18 protein-coding genes are annotated in these 18,346 nt (G+C 56.0%); 2 read left to right on the top strand and 16 right to left on the bottom strand.

Features of this window, described 5'->3' with window-relative positions; all coding sequences use genetic code 11:
* Positions 1–119: 119 nt before the first annotated feature.
* The 9 genes from ftsH to ybgC all read right to left on the bottom strand — a co-directional run bounded on the left by ftsH (position 120) and on the right by ybgC (position 9,719).
* Entirely contained in the window at positions 120–2,054 is a 1,935-nt protein-coding gene (gene ftsH, locus CU102_RS09920; RefSeq protein WP_106711062.1) for an ATP-dependent zinc metalloprotease FtsH, read from the bottom strand.
* A gap of 95 nt (positions 2,055–2,149) precedes the next feature.
* On the bottom strand, positions 2,150–3,514 hold the full coding sequence (gene tilS / locus CU102_RS09915; RefSeq protein WP_106710936.1) for a tRNA lysidine(34) synthetase TilS: 1,365 nt from the start codon (positions 3,512–3,514) through the stop codon (positions 2,150–2,152).
* Positions 3,489–4,490 (bottom strand): tol-pal system protein YbgF, encoded by a 1,002-nt coding sequence (gene ybgF, locus CU102_RS09910; protein ID WP_106710935.1) that lies wholly within the window; start codon positions 4,488–4,490, stop codon positions 3,489–3,491. Before ybgF ends, tilS begins: the two co-directional genes overlap by 26 nt.
* A gap of 163 nt (positions 4,491–4,653) precedes the next feature.
* Positions 4,654–5,157 carry a peptidoglycan-associated lipoprotein Pal gene (gene pal / locus CU102_RS09905; RefSeq protein ID WP_106710934.1) on the bottom strand — a complete coding sequence of 168 codons (504 nt, stop codon included), beginning with the start codon at positions 5,155–5,157 and terminating at the stop codon, positions 4,654–4,656.
* A 233-nt stretch (positions 5,158–5,390) separates the two neighbouring features.
* Positions 5,391–6,704, bottom strand: a complete 1,314-nt coding sequence (gene tolB, locus CU102_RS09900; protein WP_208113850.1) for a Tol-Pal system beta propeller repeat protein TolB — start codon at positions 6,702–6,704, stop codon at positions 5,391–5,393.
* A 39-nt stretch (positions 6,705–6,743) separates the two neighbouring features.
* Positions 6,744–7,802, bottom strand: coding sequence for an energy transducer TonB (locus CU102_RS09895; RefSeq protein ID WP_106710932.1), 1,059 nt, complete (start codon positions 7,800–7,802; stop codon positions 6,744–6,746).
* A 5-nt stretch (positions 7,803–7,807) separates the two neighbouring features.
* Entirely contained in the window at positions 7,808–8,260 is a 453-nt protein-coding gene (gene tolR / locus CU102_RS09890) for a protein TolR (RefSeq protein WP_106710931.1), read from the bottom strand.
* 42 nt (positions 8,261–8,302) lie between these two features.
* Positions 8,303–9,010, bottom strand: coding sequence for a protein TolQ (gene tolQ / locus CU102_RS09885; RefSeq protein WP_106710930.1), 708 nt, complete (start codon positions 9,008–9,010; stop codon positions 8,303–8,305).
* Between the two features lie 232 nt (positions 9,011–9,242).
* Positions 9,243–9,719, bottom strand: a complete 477-nt coding sequence (ybgC, locus tag CU102_RS09880; protein ID WP_106710929.1) for a tol-pal system-associated acyl-CoA thioesterase — start codon at positions 9,717–9,719, stop codon at positions 9,243–9,245.
* A gap of 151 nt (positions 9,720–9,870) precedes the next feature.
* On the opposite strand from ybgC, the gene CU102_RS09875 reads away from it, so the two are divergent.
* Complete coding sequence (locus CU102_RS09875; protein WP_133624602.1) at positions 9,871–11,028, top strand: glycoside hydrolase family 5 protein; 1,158 nt, start codon at positions 9,871–9,873, stop codon at positions 11,026–11,028.
* 2 nt (positions 11,029–11,030) lie between these two features.
* Here the strand turns inward: CU102_RS09875 and ruvB are convergent, their stop codons facing one another.
* The 5 genes from ruvB to CU102_RS09850 form a co-directional block, all read right to left on the bottom strand.
* Positions 11,031–12,071, bottom strand: a complete 1,041-nt coding sequence (gene ruvB / locus CU102_RS09870) for a Holliday junction branch migration DNA helicase RuvB (protein ID WP_106710927.1) — start codon at positions 12,069–12,071, stop codon at positions 11,031–11,033.
* A 40-nt stretch (positions 12,072–12,111) separates the two neighbouring features.
* Complete coding sequence (gene ruvA / locus CU102_RS09865; protein WP_106710926.1) at positions 12,112–12,729, bottom strand: Holliday junction branch migration protein RuvA; 618 nt, start codon at positions 12,727–12,729, stop codon at positions 12,112–12,114.
* Positions 12,726–13,250: a crossover junction endodeoxyribonuclease RuvC gene (gene ruvC / locus CU102_RS09860; RefSeq protein ID WP_106710925.1), complete on the bottom strand. Its 525-nt coding sequence runs from the start codon at positions 13,248–13,250 to the stop codon at positions 12,726–12,728. Before ruvC ends, ruvA begins: the two co-directional genes overlap by 4 nt.
* An 86-nt stretch (positions 13,251–13,336) precedes the next feature.
* On the bottom strand, positions 13,337–13,870 hold the full coding sequence (gene rcdA / locus CU102_RS09855) for a protease adaptor protein RcdA (RefSeq protein ID WP_106710924.1): 534 nt from the start codon (positions 13,868–13,870) through the stop codon (positions 13,337–13,339).
* A gap of 370 nt (positions 13,871–14,240) precedes the next feature.
* Positions 14,241–14,771: an Lrp/AsnC family transcriptional regulator gene (locus tag CU102_RS09850; RefSeq protein ID WP_106710923.1), complete on the bottom strand. Its 531-nt coding sequence runs from the start codon at positions 14,769–14,771 to the stop codon at positions 14,241–14,243.
* 84 nt (positions 14,772–14,855) lie between these two features.
* Here CU102_RS09850 and CU102_RS09845 point away from each other — a divergent pair, with 84 nt between their 5' ends.
* Complete coding sequence (locus CU102_RS09845) at positions 14,856–15,242, top strand: RidA family protein (protein WP_106710922.1); 387 nt, start codon at positions 14,856–14,858, stop codon at positions 15,240–15,242.
* Positions 15,243–15,253: 11 nt separating this feature from the next.
* Here CU102_RS09845 and CU102_RS09840 read toward each other — a convergent pair whose 3' ends face one another.
* Both CU102_RS09840 and CU102_RS09835 read right to left on the bottom strand, forming a co-directional pair.
* Positions 15,254–16,903 carry an acyl-CoA synthetase gene (locus CU102_RS09840; protein WP_106710921.1) on the bottom strand — a complete coding sequence of 550 codons (1,650 nt, stop codon included), beginning with the start codon at positions 16,901–16,903 and terminating at the stop codon, positions 15,254–15,256.
* A gap of 126 nt (positions 16,904–17,029) precedes the next feature.
* Positions 17,030–18,223, bottom strand: coding sequence for an OpgC family protein (locus CU102_RS09835; RefSeq protein ID WP_245425278.1), 1,194 nt, complete (start codon positions 18,221–18,223; stop codon positions 17,030–17,032).
* Between the last annotated feature and the right edge of the window lie 123 nt (positions 18,224–18,346).

The raw sequence follows: 18,346 nt of genomic DNA, 5'->3' as shown, positions 1-18,346 counted from the left end.
CCAATTTCACATCCCACAAATTGTGTAATCACGATAGCGATTATACTTACTTGCCATGCGTGAACAATTCGTACAAAAACGGCCGGTTCGCACCGGCCGTTTTTTGTATCATACCACAATTATGATTGCGGCTGCGGCTCAAGGCCCTTGTCCGGTTCATCACCCTTGCGTGGCTTTTTGGCCGAACCAGCTTTCGGAACTGCCGAGCCACGCGATGGCGGCGTATCATCACCAAGGTCACGGGCAGGCTTACCACCGGCCATCAACGCCTTGATTTCCTCGCCCGTCAGTGTCTCGTACTCGAGGAGACCTTCGGCTATGGCAATCCATTCCTTCTTCTTCTTGGTCAGAATGGTGCGAGCATGGTTATAGGCATCATCGATCAGCTTGCGCACCTCGGCATCGATCAGCTGCGCTGTCTCTTCGGAAACGTTCTGGGTACGCGCTACGGAGTGACCCAAAAATACCTCTTCCTGGTTCTCTCCATAAGCCACCTGGCCAAGCTTGTCGGAGAAGCCCCAACGGGTCACCATGGCTCGGGCAAGCTTGGTTGCCTGCTCGATATCAGATGAGGCGCCTGACGTGATGTTCTCCTTGCCGAATTTCAGTTCTTCGGCAATACGGCCGCCCATCATGATGGCGAGGCGTGAGATCATCCATTTATAGCTCATCGAATAACGATCTGCTTCAGGCAACTGCATGACCATGCCCAGTGCACGGCCACGTGGAATGATCGTCGCTTTGTGCAGCGGATCAGCAACTTCGACGTTCAGTGCTACGATCGCGTGGCCAGCCTCGTGATAGGCAGTCAGTTCCTTTTCTGCCTGGGTCATGGCTGTCGAGCGGCGCTCGGCACCCATCATGATCTTGTCCTTGGCATCTTCGAACTCAAGCATCGTCACAAGCCGTTTGTTACGGCGTGCAGCCATTAACGCGGCCTCGTTGACGAGGTTCATCAGATCGGCGCCGGAGAAGCCAGGCGTACCGCGTGCGAGGACTTTCAAATCGACGTTCGGTGCGAGCGGCACATTGCGTGCATGAACCTTGAGGATCTTCTCGCGGCCGATAACGTCCGGATTTGGTACAACAACCTGGCGGTCGAAGCGGCCGGGACGCAGCAGCGCGGGATCGAGCACGTCTGGACGGTTGGTCGCTGCAATGAGGATAACCCCCTCATTGGCTTCGAAGCCGTCCATCTCGACCAGCAACTGGTTCAATGTCTGCTCGCGTTCATCGTTACCACCACCGAGGCCTGCACCGCGGTGACGGCCAACCGCATCGATTTCGTCGATAAAGATGATGCAGGGCGCGTTTTTCTTGGCCTGTTCGAACATGTCGCGGACGCGGGATGCACCGACACCGACAAACATTTCGACGAAATCGGAGCCCGAAATGGTGAAGAAAGGCACATTGGCCTCGCCCGCAATAGCACGCGCCAGCAAGGTTTTACCGGTACCGGGAGGGCCAACAAGCAGCACACCGCGCGGGATACGCCCACCCAGCCGCTGGAATTTCTGCGCATCGCGCAGGAACTCAACGATCTCTTCAAGATCTTCCTTGGCTTCGTCGACGCCAGCCACGTCCTGGAACGTCACCCGGCCATGGGCCTCGGTCAAAAGCTTGGCCTTGGACTTGCCAAACCCCATGGCGCCGCGCGAGCCGCCCTGCATCTGGCGCATGAAGAAAATCCATACACCCAGAATCAGGATCATCGGCAGCCACGAAATCAACATGCCAACGAGCGATGTCGAGCCATCTGTCTCCGGCCGGGCAGCGATCTGCACATTCTTGCTTTCGAGGCGGCCAACCAGACCAGCATCTCCGGGAGAATAGGTCTGGAAGTTCGAACCGTTGTCGGAGTAAGTGCCCGTAATGCGGTTGCCGGAAATCGTCACCGATTTGACTCGGCCGCTATTCACGTCGCTGATGAACTGGGAATAGGGAACATCGCTCGATGCCGAACGCGAGGTGGGGCTTTGGAAAAGATTGAACAACGCAATCAGAAGCAAGGCGATAATCGCCCACAGTGCGAAGTTCCTGTAGTTAGGATTCATATCGGGTCCCATCAATCATAACCGCAAGGACGCGGAATTTATACGTAACATAGGTTCGAAGCATGGCCTTGCCAAGGCTGGCGTTCAAACAGAGGTCAATTCTTGTTAATCTGGTTTACAGGACAACGCTTGTAGCTTTGGGCCTGAAAGATTTCTGCAACGGATTGAGCCAGGATTTCATCATAGCCTGAAAGGATATGGTCGAACAGCGCAAGGTGCCGGGTCACGCTGATTTCCTGGGGCATATTCGGGGGCATAGCAACAATCTTGCCTCCATTCACCAGAGCTGGCCCGGACAATGCCGAACCCCGGTGGGACATGATGTGCCCGTCTTTCTTGAGAACATCCAATCCATCCGCGCCACATGCCGTGACATGGAGAGGGCAAGGCGTTTGGTTGCCGATCCGGTAGCGTCCATCCCAGACCGCGGTTTGATGCGGCTCAATTGTGATCTCCGGAAGCGATCGCATTTCGCGATAGATCAGCACACAGCCCTTTCGACGCTGGAGGATGCACCGGCTCAGGGTGATCCGCCCAGGCAGGTCGTCTGCTACAATGTGTCGTAACGCCTTGCCGCAGATGTCGGCTGCAGGTAGGAAGGAATGTCCGCCCACCATCGCAAGCAGCACGCCAATGGCCAGACGCTGCGCGTTGGCATTCTGCTGTAGCCAGCCCTCGCGGCGGATCTCCACGCGAAGTCCATCGTAGACAGTCACACAATGCCGCAAGAGTTTGGCGGATTGCTCATTCAATAACAGGCGTTGCTGAACCTTCTTGACGATTTCGTCGTGGACACGCTCGCGATCATCCTGCTCCAACGCCTTGCGTATACGCACACGCTCATACTTCGGATCGTCGTTGGAGGGATCTTCACACCAGGTAATCCCTTTCGACCCCAAATAGTTGCGCAGCGTTCCCCGCGACATCTTTAGCAGTGGCCTCACAAGCCAGATTTCCCGATCCAGCAATGTTGCGGGCGCCATCCCCGCCAAGCCCCGCTCGCTCCTTCCCTCACCTGTGCGAGATGAGCGCATGACAAACGTTTCGATCTGGTCGTCGAGCGTGTGGCCCGTAAGGATCATGTCAGTGCCTGAATCGCGGGCAGCCTCACACAGGAGGGCGTAGCGAGCGGCGCGCGCCTTCGCGGATAAACCGGTTGCGGGTTTTGGACCGGCCCAATTCAGGATGCGATGTGAGATACCGGTTTCATTGCAAAGCCTGGAGACATATCGGGCTTCTTCAGCGGATTCGGGACGAAGTCCGTGATCGATCGTCACCGCGACAATATCGGGAAAAGATGGACGTGACTTACTGAAGGCAATGAGCAGGTACAACAGTGCCAATGAGTCACTGCCTCCTGACACTGCAACGATGACGGATTTCAATCCTGTGAAATCGATCCCGTCAAAAACGCTGCCTGGATCAACACCCGGTTCAGCATTTGTTGGCGGCACGTTCATTCTTCACGCGCTCTTTGATCGCCGCAGAAATATTGGGGTAACGTGACGAGACGGATGCGAAGGTCGCGCAAGCAACTTCATGGTCACGCATCTTGGCGAGGGTCATCCCCAGCTTGAGCAGGTTCTCCGGGCTCTTTTTGGAGTCGGGAAACTGCTTGTGATTATCCAGAAAGACCGAGGCTGCTTCCTGATAACGGCCCTGTCCATAGAGGGATTCGCCAAGCCAGTAGCGTGCATCCGGGTCGGCCGGATCTTTTGGGAAGCGATCGACATGACTGCGGAACGCAACTTCCGCGCTCTTATAATCACCGGACAGGAACAACTGGTAGGCTTGGCTGTAGAGAGTCTTGGGATCATCGGTTTGCGGCAATGCGGCGACGGTCGTGTTGTCTGACATGGCCGGGTTATCGTTGGTCGTGCCACCAATTACGTTGCCATTGGCATCAAACTCGATCTGTCCAAGGTCACGCGGCTGCTCGCCAAGTTGCGGGGAATTGGAAGTATCGATTTGCGGGTCAATAGCAGCGGAATCGGTGGTGTCCGGCGACGTCATCGAGCCTGACTGGTTTGTAGCAGCGGAGGCATCGGTCGATGCCTCCCCCGTTGTCCGCGTATGTGTTGCCGACGCCACGGTGCGATTACTTTTGCCGCCTGCGTCCGATCGCTTGCCCTTCTCCAATTCCTGGAACCGGAACTCATTGTCTTCCTGTACTTTCCGCATCTGCTCCTGCATTTGCAGAAGCTGGAAGTTCAGTTCTTCGATCTTGCCCGTAAGTTGCCTGATCTGTTCTTCCAGCTGGCTGACACGAGGATCGCCGGCTTGAGCCATCAAAACCGGTGCATCGCTTGAAACGATGTCCGCTTTCGGCGCTCGCGGGAAAAACCCGCCGTCAAGACCAGCGGCATGGCTTGATCCGGTTGCCAGAAATGGCAGCACCGTCATTGCCAGTACCATTCTCTTCAGTCGTTTGTTCATTCCTTTTACCCGCCCCTGATATGGGAATTTGCAACACCGCTATGATTTACGGCAGGCCTATCTAACACGAGCAACGCGACTTCGGCCAAATTTTGTTTTGATTGAAATCAGAACAAAAAAAGCGGCCCGAAAGCCGCTTTTTCCAGGATAAATCGACCTCGGCTTAGCTGCCTGCGCCGCCCAGCACGGTGATGGCGCGGCGATTCTGCGACCAGCACGATTCGCTGTCGCAAACAGCAACCGGGCGCTCGTTGCCGTAGGACAAGGTCTTGATGCGAGCTGCCGGGACACCACGTGACGCGAGGTAGTTACGCGTTGCGGCTGCGCGGCGCTGGCCAAGGGCCAGATTGTATTCACGCGTGCCGCGCTCGTCGGCATGACCTTCAACTGTGATCGCGTAGTTCGGGTAACGCTGCAACCACTGGGCCTGCTTGGCCAGTGTCTGCTGCGCATCGGCACGAATGACGGATGAGTCGACATCGAAGAAAATGCGGTCGCCAACGTTAACCGTGAAATCCTGTGTCGAACCCGGGGTTGCGGCACCTGCTCCAAGGCCAAGATCACCGGCACTGTTAATATTTTTCTTCGAAGCACAGCCCGCAATTGCGAGAGACATGAAGAGTGCAACGACAACGGGACTGCGGGCGATCATTTCGAAGCGGCGCATAGCCTGGACTCCTTAAGAATTGAATTGTTTCGGTGAACAAGCAGTAACCATATCGAGGTTAAGGCCTGTTCAAGAAACAGGGTTAATCCACTCTTAACTCCAGGATTAACGGCGAATATCGATAGTGTACGGTGCACCCTTAAGGCATAAAATACGGCGGAAAAACGACATACGCGGCGATGTCTGGTAACACCGCCGCGTATGCACAAGGATTCGTTGCCTCATCTACGGGATCATTCGAGCAGTGGCGACCAGGCCGGATCCGAAGCCAGATTCGGGGTCTGGATCTGGCGAAGATTACGGCCAGTCAGATCGACCGTCACAAGGTGCGGACTGTTTGAACCGGGAGGCTGGCGGAAGAACATCAGCACACGGCCATTCGGGGCCCAGGTCGGGCCTTCATCATGGTAACCGCTCGATAGAATGCGTTCACCCGATCCATCGACCTTCATCACGCCAATGGAAAACTGCCCGCCGGATTGCTTGGTGAAGGCGATGAGATCGCCACGCGGAGACCAGACCGGCGTGGAGTAGGAACCATCGCCAAAGGAGATACGCTGGGGATTGGATCCATCAGCACCCATCTTGTAGATCTGGGGGCGTCCGCCACGGTCCGATTCAAAGACGACCTGGCTACCATCCGGCGAATAGGACGCGCCGGTGTCGATAGCAGACGTGCTGGTCAAACGTGTCGTCGTGCGGCTACGCAAATCCATCGTATAGACATTGGCGCTGCCATCTTCCTGCAGCAGGCTCATGACTACCTTCTGCCCATCCGGCGAGAAGCGCGGAGCAATGGTCATGCCGGGGAATTTGCCGACAAGTTCACGCTGCCCGGTTTCCAGCTGCAACAGGAAAATCTGCGGCTTGCCCTGCTCATAGGACATGTAGGTGATTTCCTGCCGGCTCGGCGAAAAGCGCGGTGTCAGGACAAGGTCCTTGCCATTGGTGAGATAGCGCACATTGGCACCATCCTGGTCCATGATCGCCAGGCGCTTGACGCGCTTTTCCTTGGTACCGGATTCATCGACAAAGACGACACGGGTATCGAAGTAGCCTTTTTCACCAGTCAGGCGCTCGTAGATCGCATCGGCGATGATGTGCGCCACGCGGCGCCAGCTGTCCGGGGAAGTGAAGAATTGCTGACCTTCCAGCTGCTGCCCGGCGAATGTATCCCACAACCGGAATTCCGCTTTCAGCCTGCCGTCGCCCTGCTTGGTTACACGTCCTGTGACAAGCGCCTGTGCATTGATAACTTTCCAGTCCTCGAAGCGCGGTGCAGCGTCAGGATTGGATATCTTCTCGATGAAAGCACCCTTTTCGATCGGAGCAAACAGACCGGACCGCTCGAGATCGGCCGCGATCACGCCAGAGATATTGGCGCCAAGCTGATCACCGGAGAGAAAATCGGTAATCGCAATTGGCAACGGCTCGACAGTACCTTTCGTAATATCGATTGTAACTTCTGCACGCGCCGGCAAGGTCGCCATCATCGCTACAGCGAGGATCGCAGCAAAGGTTGAAAGGATAATACGGAATATTTTCATCATGGCTAAGGGGCCCTCATCTGGCTGGCCAAATTAGTGTTAGAACATATCACGCGGATCGAAATTCACGGTTACGTCAGACCAGGTGTCATACTTGTCTTGTGGCAGGGAATACGGTGCGCAGCGCATGACCGCGCGACGGGCGCTCTCAATAGCGGCTCGTTGAACAGGCGAATTACCTGATCCGCTAACTTCAGGCGCACCTTCGATTTCGCCCTCTTTCGTCAACTTCATCTTGACCGTGACCTTCAGGCCCTCGGCATCTTCGGCTCCAGCGGGTACGTTCCAGCATTTCTGAATGGCACCCTTCAAAGCATCCAACTCACTCTGGCTCAGCTTGGCACCATTGCTTGGCTTGTCGGTACCCAAGGCCGCTGTGTCTGTTGATCGCTTTGCACCGCCGCCAGCCGGCTTCTGGTCGTTAAGCAGTGCCGCAACCTCATCCGCTATGCCCTTTTCCTTCGACGGAGCGGCAGCGGTTTGGGTCGGCTTTGGCTTTTCTGGTGTTTCCTTGCGGTCAGGTGTCTTCGCCGTCTGCGACGGTGGCGTTGGTTTGACCTCTGGCATTGCCACGTTTTCAGGCAGCTTGAATGTTTCTTCTGCCGGAGCGGGTTCCGGCTTGACCTCATTGATCGCCTCGGCCACCGGATCAGGTTTCACTTCCTGCTTGGGGGCGGGTTCCGGTTTCATCTCCGTGGCAGGAACTGGTACCGGCTTTGGCTCCGGCTTGACCTCAGGCTCAGGCTCGGGTTCCGGCTTTTCAACGGGCATCTCAGAAGGCTTTGGCGCTTCCGCGGCTTCAACAGGCTTGGGTTTCGGTTCTGGCGTCGGTTTGGTGGCAACGTCCGTGTCGCTGTCACCAAGATTTTGAGCTTCCGGAAGAGTTTGCGGTTTTTCCGTTGGCTTTGGCGCAGGCTTTTCAACCTTGGGTGCCTTCTTGTCGCCTTGCTGAGCCTGCGAGATGGATTCGACTGGCACAATATCGATCGGCATCGACTCAACGTCCGCAACCATTGGTGCGGGCGCGGAAAAGGACAGCAGCCCCCAGCCGAGTAATACGGCGTGGATAATAGCAGAGGATGTGATGCTGCCTCTCATTTCGATCAGCTATCCTGCTCCTGAAGACTGACGAGGCCGATATTCTTGAATCCGGAAGCGGAAATGCGGGCCATGACCTTCATGACGGCGCCATAGTCAGCGGTTTTGTCGCCACGAACAAAAATGCGCTCGTTGTAGCCGGTCTTGGCGATGGCCTGCAGTTTGGGCACGACTTCTTCAATCGGGATCTCCGTATCCTCGATGAAAATCTGCCCTTGCTGATTGACCGAAATTGTAATCGGCTTGGTGTCGGTATCGAGCGCCTTGGCCTGCGTGTCCGGCAGGTCGATCGGCACGCCGACCGTCATCAGCGGCGCTGCCACCATGAAGATGATCAGCAACACCAGCATGACGTCCACCAGCGGCGTGACGTTGATTTCGCTCATCAGCGCCTTGCTCGCTCGTCCGCGCCGGCGGCGTCCGCCTGAAGAACCGTTGTTACCTATCGACATGCCCATGGCATCAAATCCCGCAATTGCTTTATCGGTTTCCCGGACTGCTTAGGTCCGCGGCAGCTTCTCATCGATTTGCCGCGAGAGTATGGCGGAGAACTCGTCGGCAAAGCCTTCCATGCGCGCAGTCAGTTTGCCTGCATCGCTTGACAGTTTGTTGTAGGCAATAACGGCCGGAATAGCGGCAACGAGGCCGATCGCGGTTGCCAGCAGAGCCTCAGCGATACCTGGAGCGACAACCGCAAGACTTGTGGACTTTGAACCCGCAATCGCCATGAACGAGGTCATGATGCCGATAACGGTCCCGAACAGCCCGATGAAGGGTCCTGCCGAGCCGATCGTTGCAAGGAAGGTCAGCCGTGCAGCGAGATAATCGCTCTCGCGAGCCAGCGCTACATCCATCGCCTTGTCGATACGCATCTGCAATGCGATCGGCGAGCGTGCGCCCTTCTCGAAAGATTTCTTCCATTCCCGCATGGCTGCAATGAAAATGGAACCCATGCCTGTCGTCCGCTTATCACCCAGATTGCGATAAAGCTCTTCTAGAGACTGTCCGGACCAGAATATCTGCTCGAACCGATCGAAGGCGCGTTTCGCGCGGCCAAACCCGAGCGCTTTGTCGATGATGATCGCCCAGGTCCAGATGGATGCACCAAGAAGGCCCACCATCACCAGTTTGACGATAAATCCGGCCTGCCAAAATAGCCCCCACAGGGACGTATCCGATGTCTGAACGGCAACCGCTAAATTTTCCATATCCACTACCCTCGAATCCGAAAACCCGGCATGTTGACCGGGGCGCAATCGTCTCTCACTCCAGATGAGCCACGTTTTGAAACCGGATCTTTCCAGTAACCACCTGCGGCTTCTCACGGTTAATTTTGGTAAAACGAAGGCGTTAACGCGAAACACCTCGTTTGAACGCCTTTATTCATGGTTTGTTATGGTTAAGGATCAGTTATGATTCAGGCGAAAACGCCATTTTAAATTATCTGTCCTGCGATCCCGGCTTGAAGAGCTTGATCCACTCTGCAGGAAATCTTCGCGGACGGCCCGCGTCATTGACCGTGGCAGCCTCGACGGTAGCTGAAATGAGCAAGTCATCTCCGCGCTTGATGGCTTGCGCCATTTTCACGCGCGCCCCAGAGATTTCGGCGGTACGTGTCTCTACCGTCAATATTTCGTCGATGCGTGCAGCCGACCTGAAGTCGATCTCCATGCGCCGCACGATCCAAACAATACTTTCGCCAAGTTTGCCATCTGCAAGTTCTGAATGATGCACACCAAGCAGTCGCAAATAATCTGTCCGCCCCCGCTCCAGGAATTCCAGATAGCGTGCGTGGTAGACAATGCCGGAAAAATCCGTATCGGCATAATAGACACGTGCCATCAGGCGGTGCCCGACATCGGTCAGTTCTCCGGCCAGTCCGGCGGCAATCGTCGCTTGGGGATTGTTTTCTCTCATAGTCCTTCCCTTTTGCAGGGTTGACGGGCATCTTGTCCAGACCCACCGCAGGAAGGACGCCAAAGAATTGCACTTCTCATTGCTACGCGCCCTGTTCTGCATTGCTTGCTGGACTGCCGCGACCGTCGCGGCAACGGCCACGACGTTCACAATGCAACATGGTCTGAATCTCGATATTTGGACCACCTGGCCGGGACCCGAACGCTGGGATGAGGAGCCCGTGCTCGCCAACTTTCCCGAATGGCGGCAAAATGCGAACGCCAGCAATCTTCAGGATATAAGGAAAGCGGGCTTTGACTTCGTCCGAATGCCAATCGACCCAGCCATATTCCTTGAAGACGCCTCCGATAGACGGATCACAAGACTGATTGCTGAAACACTGAAGTCGGTCGATATGCTCCATGCAGTCGGGCTCAAGGTAATCGTTGATTTTCACTCGATTCCCAGTGATGTCCGCAAAGTCGGGACCAACCAGATTCTGGCGGACAAAGATTTGTTCGGCCGCTATTTGGAAGTCGCCGGACGTCTCGGCAAAGCATTGTCCGGCACGGATCCCGCAACCACCGCCTTTGAGCCGTTCAATGAGCCGGTCGTGGACTGCGATCCGACCCTCTTTCCCAAATGGCCTGCCATGCTTGAGCAGCTGCATGCGGCAGCGCGCAAGGCGATGCCCAAACACACGTTGATCCTGTCCGGTGGTTGCTGGTCCAGCGCGTTTGGATTGGCGAAAATCGATCCCGGGTCCGTTGCCGACGACAATATCATCTGGGCATTCCATACCTACGAGCCCTACGTCCTCACCCACCAGGGCGCTGATTGGACGGGTGACTCGATGAGCTATGTGGAAGGCCTGCCCTACCCGCCAGATCTGATGGGCGCTAAAGCTTTAGACGAGCGCCTCTCGATCGTCAGGAACACAATTGAAACGAAAGCACCCGAGGAACGGCGCGACGAACTGTTGACCGGGTTCAATGAGATGGCTGGCGGCGTGACAAATTACGGCATGGTTCTCGCAATGCTCAATGAACCGTTCGACAAGGCGGAAGCGTGGGGCAAGGAATACGGCATTCCCTCAAAGCGCATTTATCTCGGCGAGTTCGGCATGATCCGCCAGGAATATCGGAAGGAGTTCCGCATGCCTTCTTCGTGGCGCGCCGCCTATTTGAAGGATGTCATCACCGCCGCGGAAAAGCGCGGCTTTCCCTGGTCGGTCTGGTCATGGGGCGGCGCCTTCGGCATAACCCTTGACGATGAAAAACGGGCGTTCGACCCGGTGATCCTCAAAGGGCTCGGACTGAAGGCTCCTTAAACTCAGTCATCCTCCTGAAACAGGTTGATCTGCTGCTGGATGATTTCCGCTGGTGCATTCAGGCCCAAATGTTTCCATGCATTGGCAGTCAGAACACGTCCACGTGGGGTACGCTGGATAAAACCCTGCTGGATCAGATAGGGCTCGATAATATCCTCGATAGCGTCACGCGGTTCGGATAGACCTGCAGCGATCGTCTCGATGCCGACGGGGCCGCCACCGAAATTGTGCGCGATCATCGAAAGATACCGCCGGTCAAGCTGGTCCAGGCCAAGCGAATCCACCTCTAGCCGCAACAGGGCAGCATCGGCAGTCTCACGATCGATGCTGTCCTTGCCATCAACGATGGCGAAGTCCCGGACCCGGCGCAGCAAACGTCCAGCGATACGCGGCGTACCGCGTGCCCGGCGCGCCACTTCGAGCGCCCCGTCATCGGTCATGCCTATACCCATGATCCGCGCGCCACGCCGCACGATATGTTCCAGTTCTTCGACCGTGTAGAAGTTCAGCCGGATCGGGATGCCGAAGCGGTCACGCAACGGCGTGGTCAGAAGTCCGAGCCGCGTCGTGGCCGCTACCAACGTAAATTTGGCGAGGTCAATCTTCACGGAACGCGCAGCAGGACCCTCGCCGATGATCAGATCAAGCTGATAATCTTCCATCGCCGGATAGAGAATTTCCTCAACCGCCGGATTAAGGCGATGGATTTCATCGATGAAAAGGACGTCGTTCTCTTCGAGGTTTGTCAGAAGCGCGGCGAGATCACCCGCTTTGGCAATCACTGGCCCAGAAGTCGAACGGAAATTGACACCAAGTTCCTTGGCCATGATCTGCGCCAGCGTCGTTTTGCCGAGGCCGGGCGGTCCCACGAACAACACATGATCGAGCGCCTCGCCACGCGACTTTGCGGCCTCGATAAAGACTTTCAAATTGGCGCGCGCTGCCGCTTGACCGACAAAATCCGCAAGCGTTTGCGGGCGCAGTGTCGTATCGAGGTCTTCTCCGCGCTTGTCGGGCGTAATCAGGCGGGTTGCATCGCTCATGCGCCTGTCCTCGCATAACCGGCGTTATCAGACAACCGCATTAGCGTGACAATTCCTTCAGTCCAAGCCGGATAAGCTTGGTCGAGTCTGCGCCGTCGCCCGCATTCTTGAGGGCAGCTGCTATGGCATTGGCGGCTTGATCGCGTGAATAGCCGAGATTGGTCAGAGCCGACACCGCATCGGTCACTGGCGCTGAAGCAACGCCCTCGCCCAATTCCTGTTTCAGCCCGATTGTCCCTGACGCCTCGCCGGCAAAGGCAGGAGCCTTATTCTTGAGTTCCGTGACGATGCGCTCGGCAACCCGCTTGCCAACACCCGGTGCACGGCTGACCATCGCAATATCGCGCAGCGCGATGGCATTGGCGAGATCGGACGGGGTAAGCGTACCCAGCACACTCAACGCTACCTTGGCGCCGATGCCCTGAACGCTTTGCAGCAGGCGGAACCATTCGCGTTCGAGGGCAGTACCGAAGCCAAAAAGCCGTATCAGATCTTCACGAACATAGGTTTCGATAAGCAGTGCCACCGCTTCGCCCGGCCCTGGCAAATTGGAGAGTGTCCGCGCCGAGCAATAGGCAACGTAGCCAACGCCATGCACATCGACGATGACATGGTCCTCGCCGATCTCGTCCACTGTACCCTTCAGTTTCCCGATCATAGTGCCGCCAGTTTCCGTTCGATCGCGATGCGCCCGATCGCGCTTTGCCGATGATGCGCGTGGCAAATGGCAACAGCAAGTGCATCGGCGGCGTCGTCAGTGTCGAACGTCGCCTTGGGCATCAAGACTTTCACCATCATATGGATTTGCTGCTTTTCACCATGCCCCACCCCGATCACGGCTTTTTTTACTGCATTCGGGGCGTATTCAGCGACCTGCAGTCCCGCAAGCGCTGGGACCAGCAAGGCAATTCCGCGGGCTTGGCCGAGTTTGAGCGTGGCAGTCGCATCCTTATTGACGAAGGTGTGCTCAACTGCCGACTCGTGCGGCATCAGTTCGTGGATCACTGCGGCCAAGCCGTCATGCAACTGGCAAAGCCGGGAGGCAAGATCGAGCTTGGCATCGGAAAGGATTGTGCCGGCGGCCACGAAGCGCAATGAGTTGCCCAGCGTCTCGATGATACCCCAGCCGGTACGCCGAAGCCCGGGATCAATGCCAATGATGCGAATCGCTTCTTTCATGCCGAGACCTTATCCATGTGTCATGCATGTTGACAGCAGAAAGGTGAACAAAAGAGAAACAAATGCGAGTGATCGAAAGATTGAACTCAACGATGGCTGAACGCCGTCGCAAGCAACGTAATCTGATCAGAGACCGGATTGGCTGAAAGCACCCGCCTTTGCTCAGGTCCTGTCCGTTCATTGTAGATTTCATCGTCCATCTGACGAACGCGGGCCTGCAGACGCAAGGACCGATGCACGATATCGCAATAGGAAAGCGGGATTTCATTCCAGCCAGCTACCGTCTCAGGCGCCGAGTCCGTGTCGAGGCGGACCTTGGCCTTTTCCGAAAGCACCTGCTCAAGGGTCATCTCACCGCTGCGCGACGCGCGCTGTAGAAGCAGCCAGGATGCGACTTGCATCAACCGCGTTGTCAAACGCATCGATTCGGCCGCATAGAGGGTTGCAGCGGTTCGGGACAAACGCCTTGCTTCCTCACGGCCCTCGCCATCGAGATAGAATGCGGCTTCTTCCACGAGGCTCATACCTTCATCGTAAAGGTAATTGAAGCTCTCCGAGCGGACCATGCGCTCTGCGAGCCGTATCGTGTTGTCCACGTGGAATTCCTGTTCAGCCATCATATGCCCTGTTACCTAAATGCGCTGCCACAATCCGCAATTTTGCCAAAGCAGTACCCCCTTACTGGAACAGCAAGCTGAGCACCACAACAGTCGGCGGGCAGTATTCCCCAGCAACCTGCCTGCATCCTCACATGAGCGCAAGTTTATCCTTAATAAAGGGTTAACGGCAGGGTCGACGAAAAGATATGAACATAAAAAAAGAGCCGCAAAACATGGCGGCTCTCAGGAGTCTAACAGGGAGGCGTCAAACAAAGTGGCCAAACCACTTGGTAAGAATCCAGAAAACTGGATGATCAATTTATAGATTGTAATGCTTAACGATTGGTTAACGCTGACAATCAAGTTGAGGACACTTCTCTGCTTTCCACGGTCATTCCTTCGGTAAGGGGTGTTTGGGCCAATCCAGCGTGACGTCAGCTTGGACGGGACGGTCGAGATAAGTGGAGAGGACGACATAGCTGCGCGAGGCGGTCACGCCTGGGATTACATAGAGTTGTAAGAGAAGATGCTCCAGTGCCTGCGGACCCTGCGTGCGAACTTTCAGGATCATTCCGGTGTCGCCGGCGACCGAGTGCATTTCCTCTACCTCTGGAAATTCCCCCATGCGCATGAGCCGCTCGCTCTTGCCCCAGCCGGTCGTATCCACGTGAACAAAGGCGAGAAGCGGTTTACCTACCGACTCGCCATCAAGCCGCGCTGTGACGGATTCGATAACTCCGGCGCTACGCAAGCGCTTGACCCGTTCGAAGACCGCAGGCGCCGAGAGTCCCGCCCTTTCGCCGATCCGCGCATAGCTCAGGCCTGCATCCTCGACGAGCGCGCCTAATATCTTTCGGTCGAAAGCGTCGAGCACCAGTTTCGCCTTCCGTTTACCTCGAACGTCATTCGTATCTTCTTTCAAAGCGCGGTTTTTCCTTGTAACAGAATCTCCTTCAGCATTATCAATCTATCTCAGAAAGAATATCTGCAAAAAGGGAAAAACGCCGTGCAACATATCGTTCATGATCCCATCGAGAGAATCTACCCCACAACGCCCGACTATGTGCACGCCTTGGAGATCCGCAATCCGGAGCGAATCATCTACCTAAGCGGCACGATGGGCCTCGACGCCGCCGGGGCAGCAGGTACTGATCTTGCTCAACAGTTGGAACTGGTCTGGTCGAACATTCGCACGATCCTCGCGTCGGCAGGGATGACCGTCGCCAATATCGTCAGGGTCACGAGCTATTTGCGTGACGCGGCCTTCGCTATGGACAACCAGAATGCCCGTGTCGACGCTCTCGAGGGAATCATCGTTCCTACAACAGCAATCGTGGTTCAAACCCTAGCGGACGACTGGCTCGTCGAGCTTGAGATCGTCGCCGCAGCGTGACGACATGAAGCCTACCCGTCCGAGAGCAGTTTGGCCCGTTTACGTAATTCGAACTTCTGGATCTTTCCCGTAGAAGTCTTCGGAATAGATTCGAATAGCACGTGCCGGGGGCATTTGAACTTTGCCAGCAATTTGCGGCAATGCGCGATGAGCTCTTCCTCGCTGGCTTCATGCCCCGGCTTCAGCTCCACGAAGGCCAGCGGCGTTTCGCCCCATTTGTCATCGGGCCGGGCCACCACGGCACAGGCACTGACCGCTGGGAATTTGTAGATGGCATCTTCGACTTCGATGGACGAAATGTTCTCACCGCCCGAAATGATAATGTCCTTTGACCGGTCTTTGAGCTGGATGTAGCCGTCCGGGTGCATCACCCCCAGATCGCCAGAGTGAAACCATCCTCCAGCGAAGGCCTCGTCGCTGGCTTGACGGTTCTTCAGATAACCCTTCATAACAATATTACCCCGGAACATCACTTCGCCGATCGTTTCACCATCCGCAGTTACCGGCTGCATGGTTTCGGGGTCGAGAACCGCAAGATCCTCCAGCGCGGCATAGCGCACGCCCTGACGCGCCTTCTTGGCCGTCCGCGATGGCGTTTCAAGCACGTCCCATTCATCCTGCCATTCGTTCACAACCGCGGGCCCGTAAGTCTCAGTAAGTCCATAAAGATGGGTAACGGCAAATCCCGCATCCGCCATACCGGCAAGAATTGATTCCGGCGGCGGTGCGGCGGCCGTGTTGAATGTCACCGTTTGCGGAAATGTGCGCTTGTCGGATGCTGGGGCATTGATCAGTGTCGACATAACAATCGGCGCGCCGCACAGATGGGTGACGCCGTGATCGGCAATCGACTCATATATCTGCTTTGCCCTCACCCAGCGCAGACATACGTGCGTTCCGAACTGCAGTGCCAATGTCCAGGGAAAACACCAGCCGTTGCAGTGGAACATCGGCAGCGTCCATAGATAGACCGGATACCGCCCCATACCTGAAGCGATGATATTGCCATAGCCCATCAGCGCGGCACCTCGATGATGATAGACTACTCCTTTCGGATTGCCTGTCGTACCGGAGGTGTAATTGAGTGTAATGGCATCCCATTCATCGTCGGGCATCGACCACGCATGGTCAGGATCACCGGACTCGATAAACGCATTGTAATCTAAATCGCCAATGCGCTCCCCCTGTGGATAGGGCGCATCGGCCGGATATTGGTCATCTACAAAATCGATGACCGTTGGCTGGACCTTGGCAAGCTTCAACGCCTCGCGAAAGACCGTCGAAAATTCGCTGTCTACAATTGCGAGCTTGGTTTCGGCATGGTCGAGTTGAAACGCAATGACTGCCGCATCAAGCCGTGTGTTCAGGGAATGCAGGACAGCCTTTGTCATGGGTACGCCGAAATGCGCCTCCAGCATAGGAGGTGTATTTGAAAGCATAACAGTGACAGTGTCGCCCTTGCCAATGCCCTGCCGGGCGAGTGCGGATGCGAGCTGGCACGCTCGCCGATAGAAGGTCCCGTAATCTCTGTGTTGCGAGCCGTGGATGATCGCTGTTCGACTGGGATAGACCCTGGCCGCACGCTCAAGATACGACAATGGCGTCAACGGTTGATGATTTGCCGCACAACGCTCCAAATCCTGGTCAAAGATTCCACCCATACACGCCTCCCAACGCGATCATTGTTCAAGCTTAAACCATGCTCACGAAGCGAGGCCACCGATTTCTCGAATGCGAAAAGAAAAGCCCGCACAAGGCGGGCTGATGCGCGACCCTCAGAGGGGCTATCAGGAGGCCACAGCTCTCGTCGGAGGCGTCATATTGGCCGCCGCAACAGGTCTGCCAGTGACCACTGATTTCGGCTTTGTAAGCTGCTGAACCGGGCGCCCCCAACCGATGCGCGGCAGCCATTCGAGATAGTAAGCCAAGGCAAATTGCGCCATGATTCCGCTGGCGATGAGCAACGTGTCATCCAAAAGACCGCCAGGATTCATGACCTTTACCACCTGTGCCACCATGGCAAGGATAGTGCCTGCTACGAATACCGGCAGGGAGTGTTTGCCGAGGAGCGCCAGTGGGTGATCAACTGATGTGCGCGCCAGGTTAGAGATTGCCGGCACGGAAACGATGACATAAGCAAGGGCAAGCACATGGGCAAGCCGTGTAAGCGACAGGAAAGTCTTGTCGAAACCGGTAACGACCATCGGCAGACCGAGCGACGTATCGATACCCCATAGCGGCCATCGAACCCAGACCAGCGCGATCAGGATATAGGCAACCGAGAGGCCGAACAGATACTTGTTGAAAGCAATGCTGCCGCCGCGCCGCACATGCATGATTCCGGCGATACCGATGACGAACAGGAACTGCCACGACAATGGATTGAGGAACCACACTCCGTCTGTTGGATAGTTTGGTGGCGCGATCTGGTAGACCCCGGAAACCAGCCACAGAATGCCCGAAAGCGTGACCATCGCCGTAATGCTGAAGCTGGCGACCATGAGAAACAGCGGCAGCATCAGTAACAGCACGCCATACATTGAAAGAATATTGTTGTAGCCAAGTTGATGACCCATTGTGGCGAGGCCGATAAAGGCCTTGGCCGGTTCATCGACAAGCGGACCTATATTGATGAAGGACATGAAATCGGGACGCTTCAGATAGATTCCCGCTGCGCAAAAGATCGCCAAAGTCGCGATTGTCGTCAGGATATGGGTGCAATAGAGCGTAGCAGCCCTCCGCCACGCCTTGAGCGTTATCAGGAATCGGGTGCCGCTTTCGAATTTGGAGCCGTAGGCAAGTCCGACCGCAATGCCGGAAATCAACACAAACGCCTCGGCTGAATCCGAAAAGCCGAAGTTCTTATGGGTCAGGTTCTCGAAAACCGTGCCTGGAATATGATTGATGAAGATCGTCAGGAGAGCCAACGCTCGGAAAACATCGATACGGGTATCCCGCTGTTTCAGCTGAGTCTGTGTCATAGCGTTCACCGATATCCTGTCATGCAAATTCAATTTCGCTCCCGGCCTCGATGGAAGCGACTCGCTTGGGCGGTAGTGAGTTGGTAATGTTGACATAGGGCAAAAGTTGCGTTTCGCCCGATC

Source organism: Phyllobacterium brassicacearum, from assembly GCF_003010955.1.
Lineage (GTDB): Bacteria > Pseudomonadota > Alphaproteobacteria > Rhizobiales > Rhizobiaceae > Phyllobacterium > Phyllobacterium brassicacearum.
This window is presented reverse-complemented; position numbering and strand designations above follow the sequence as displayed.

What these genes read in the sequence shown, in the direction of transcription:
- tolB (WP_208113850.1), bottom strand. Translation starts at nt 6,704, where the DNA reads ATGAAAATATTCCGTATTATCCTTTCAACCTTTGCTGCGATCCTCGCT.
- tolR (WP_106710931.1), bottom strand. Translation starts at nt 8,260, where the DNA reads ATGGGCATGTCGATAGGTAACAACGGTTCTTCAGGCGGACGCCGCCGG.
- ruvA (WP_106710926.1), bottom strand. Translation starts at nt 12,729, where the DNA reads ATGATCGGGAAACTGAAGGGTACAGTGGACGAGATCGGCGAGGACCAT.
- ybgF (WP_106710935.1), bottom strand. Translation starts at nt 4,490, where the DNA reads ATGAACAAACGACTGAAGAGAATGGTACTGGCAATGACGGTGCTGCCA.
- ruvB (WP_106710927.1), bottom strand. Translation starts at nt 12,071, where the DNA reads ATGAGCGATGCAACCCGCCTGATTACGCCCGACAAGCGCGGAGAAGAC.
- rcdA (WP_106710924.1), bottom strand. Translation starts at nt 13,870, where the DNA reads ATGATGGCTGAACAGGAATTCCACGTGGACAACACGATACGGCTCGCA.
- CU102_RS09840 (WP_106710921.1), bottom strand. Translation starts at nt 16,903, where the DNA reads ATGGGTGGAATCTTTGACCAGGATTTGGAGCGTTGTGCGGCAAATCAT.
- tilS (WP_106710936.1), bottom strand. Translation starts at nt 3,514, where the DNA reads ATGAACGTGCCGCCAACAAATGCTGAACCGGGTGTTGATCCAGGCAGC.
- ybgC (WP_106710929.1), bottom strand. Translation starts at nt 9,719, where the DNA reads ATGAGAGAAAACAATCCCCAAGCGACGATTGCCGCCGGACTGGCCGGA.
- ruvC (WP_106710925.1), bottom strand. Translation starts at nt 13,250, where the DNA reads ATGAAAGAAGCGATTCGCATCATTGGCATTGATCCCGGGCTTCGGCGT.
- tolQ (WP_106710930.1), bottom strand. Translation starts at nt 9,010, where the DNA reads ATGGAAAATTTAGCGGTTGCCGTTCAGACATCGGATACGTCCCTGTGG.
- CU102_RS09895 (WP_106710932.1), bottom strand. Translation starts at nt 7,802, where the DNA reads ATGAGAGGCAGCATCACATCCTCTGCTATTATCCACGCCGTATTACTC.
- ftsH (WP_106711062.1), bottom strand. Translation starts at nt 2,054, where the DNA reads ATGAATCCTAACTACAGGAACTTCGCACTGTGGGCGATTATCGCCTTG.
- pal (WP_106710934.1), bottom strand. Translation starts at nt 5,157, where the DNA reads ATGCGCCGCTTCGAAATGATCGCCCGCAGTCCCGTTGTCGTTGCACTC.
- CU102_RS09835 (WP_245425278.1), bottom strand. Translation starts at nt 18,223, where the DNA reads ATGACACAGACTCAGCTGAAACAGCGGGATACCCGTATCGATGTTTTC.
- CU102_RS09875 (WP_133624602.1), top strand. Translation starts at nt 9,871, where the DNA reads ATGCAACATGGTCTGAATCTCGATATTTGGACCACCTGGCCGGGACCC.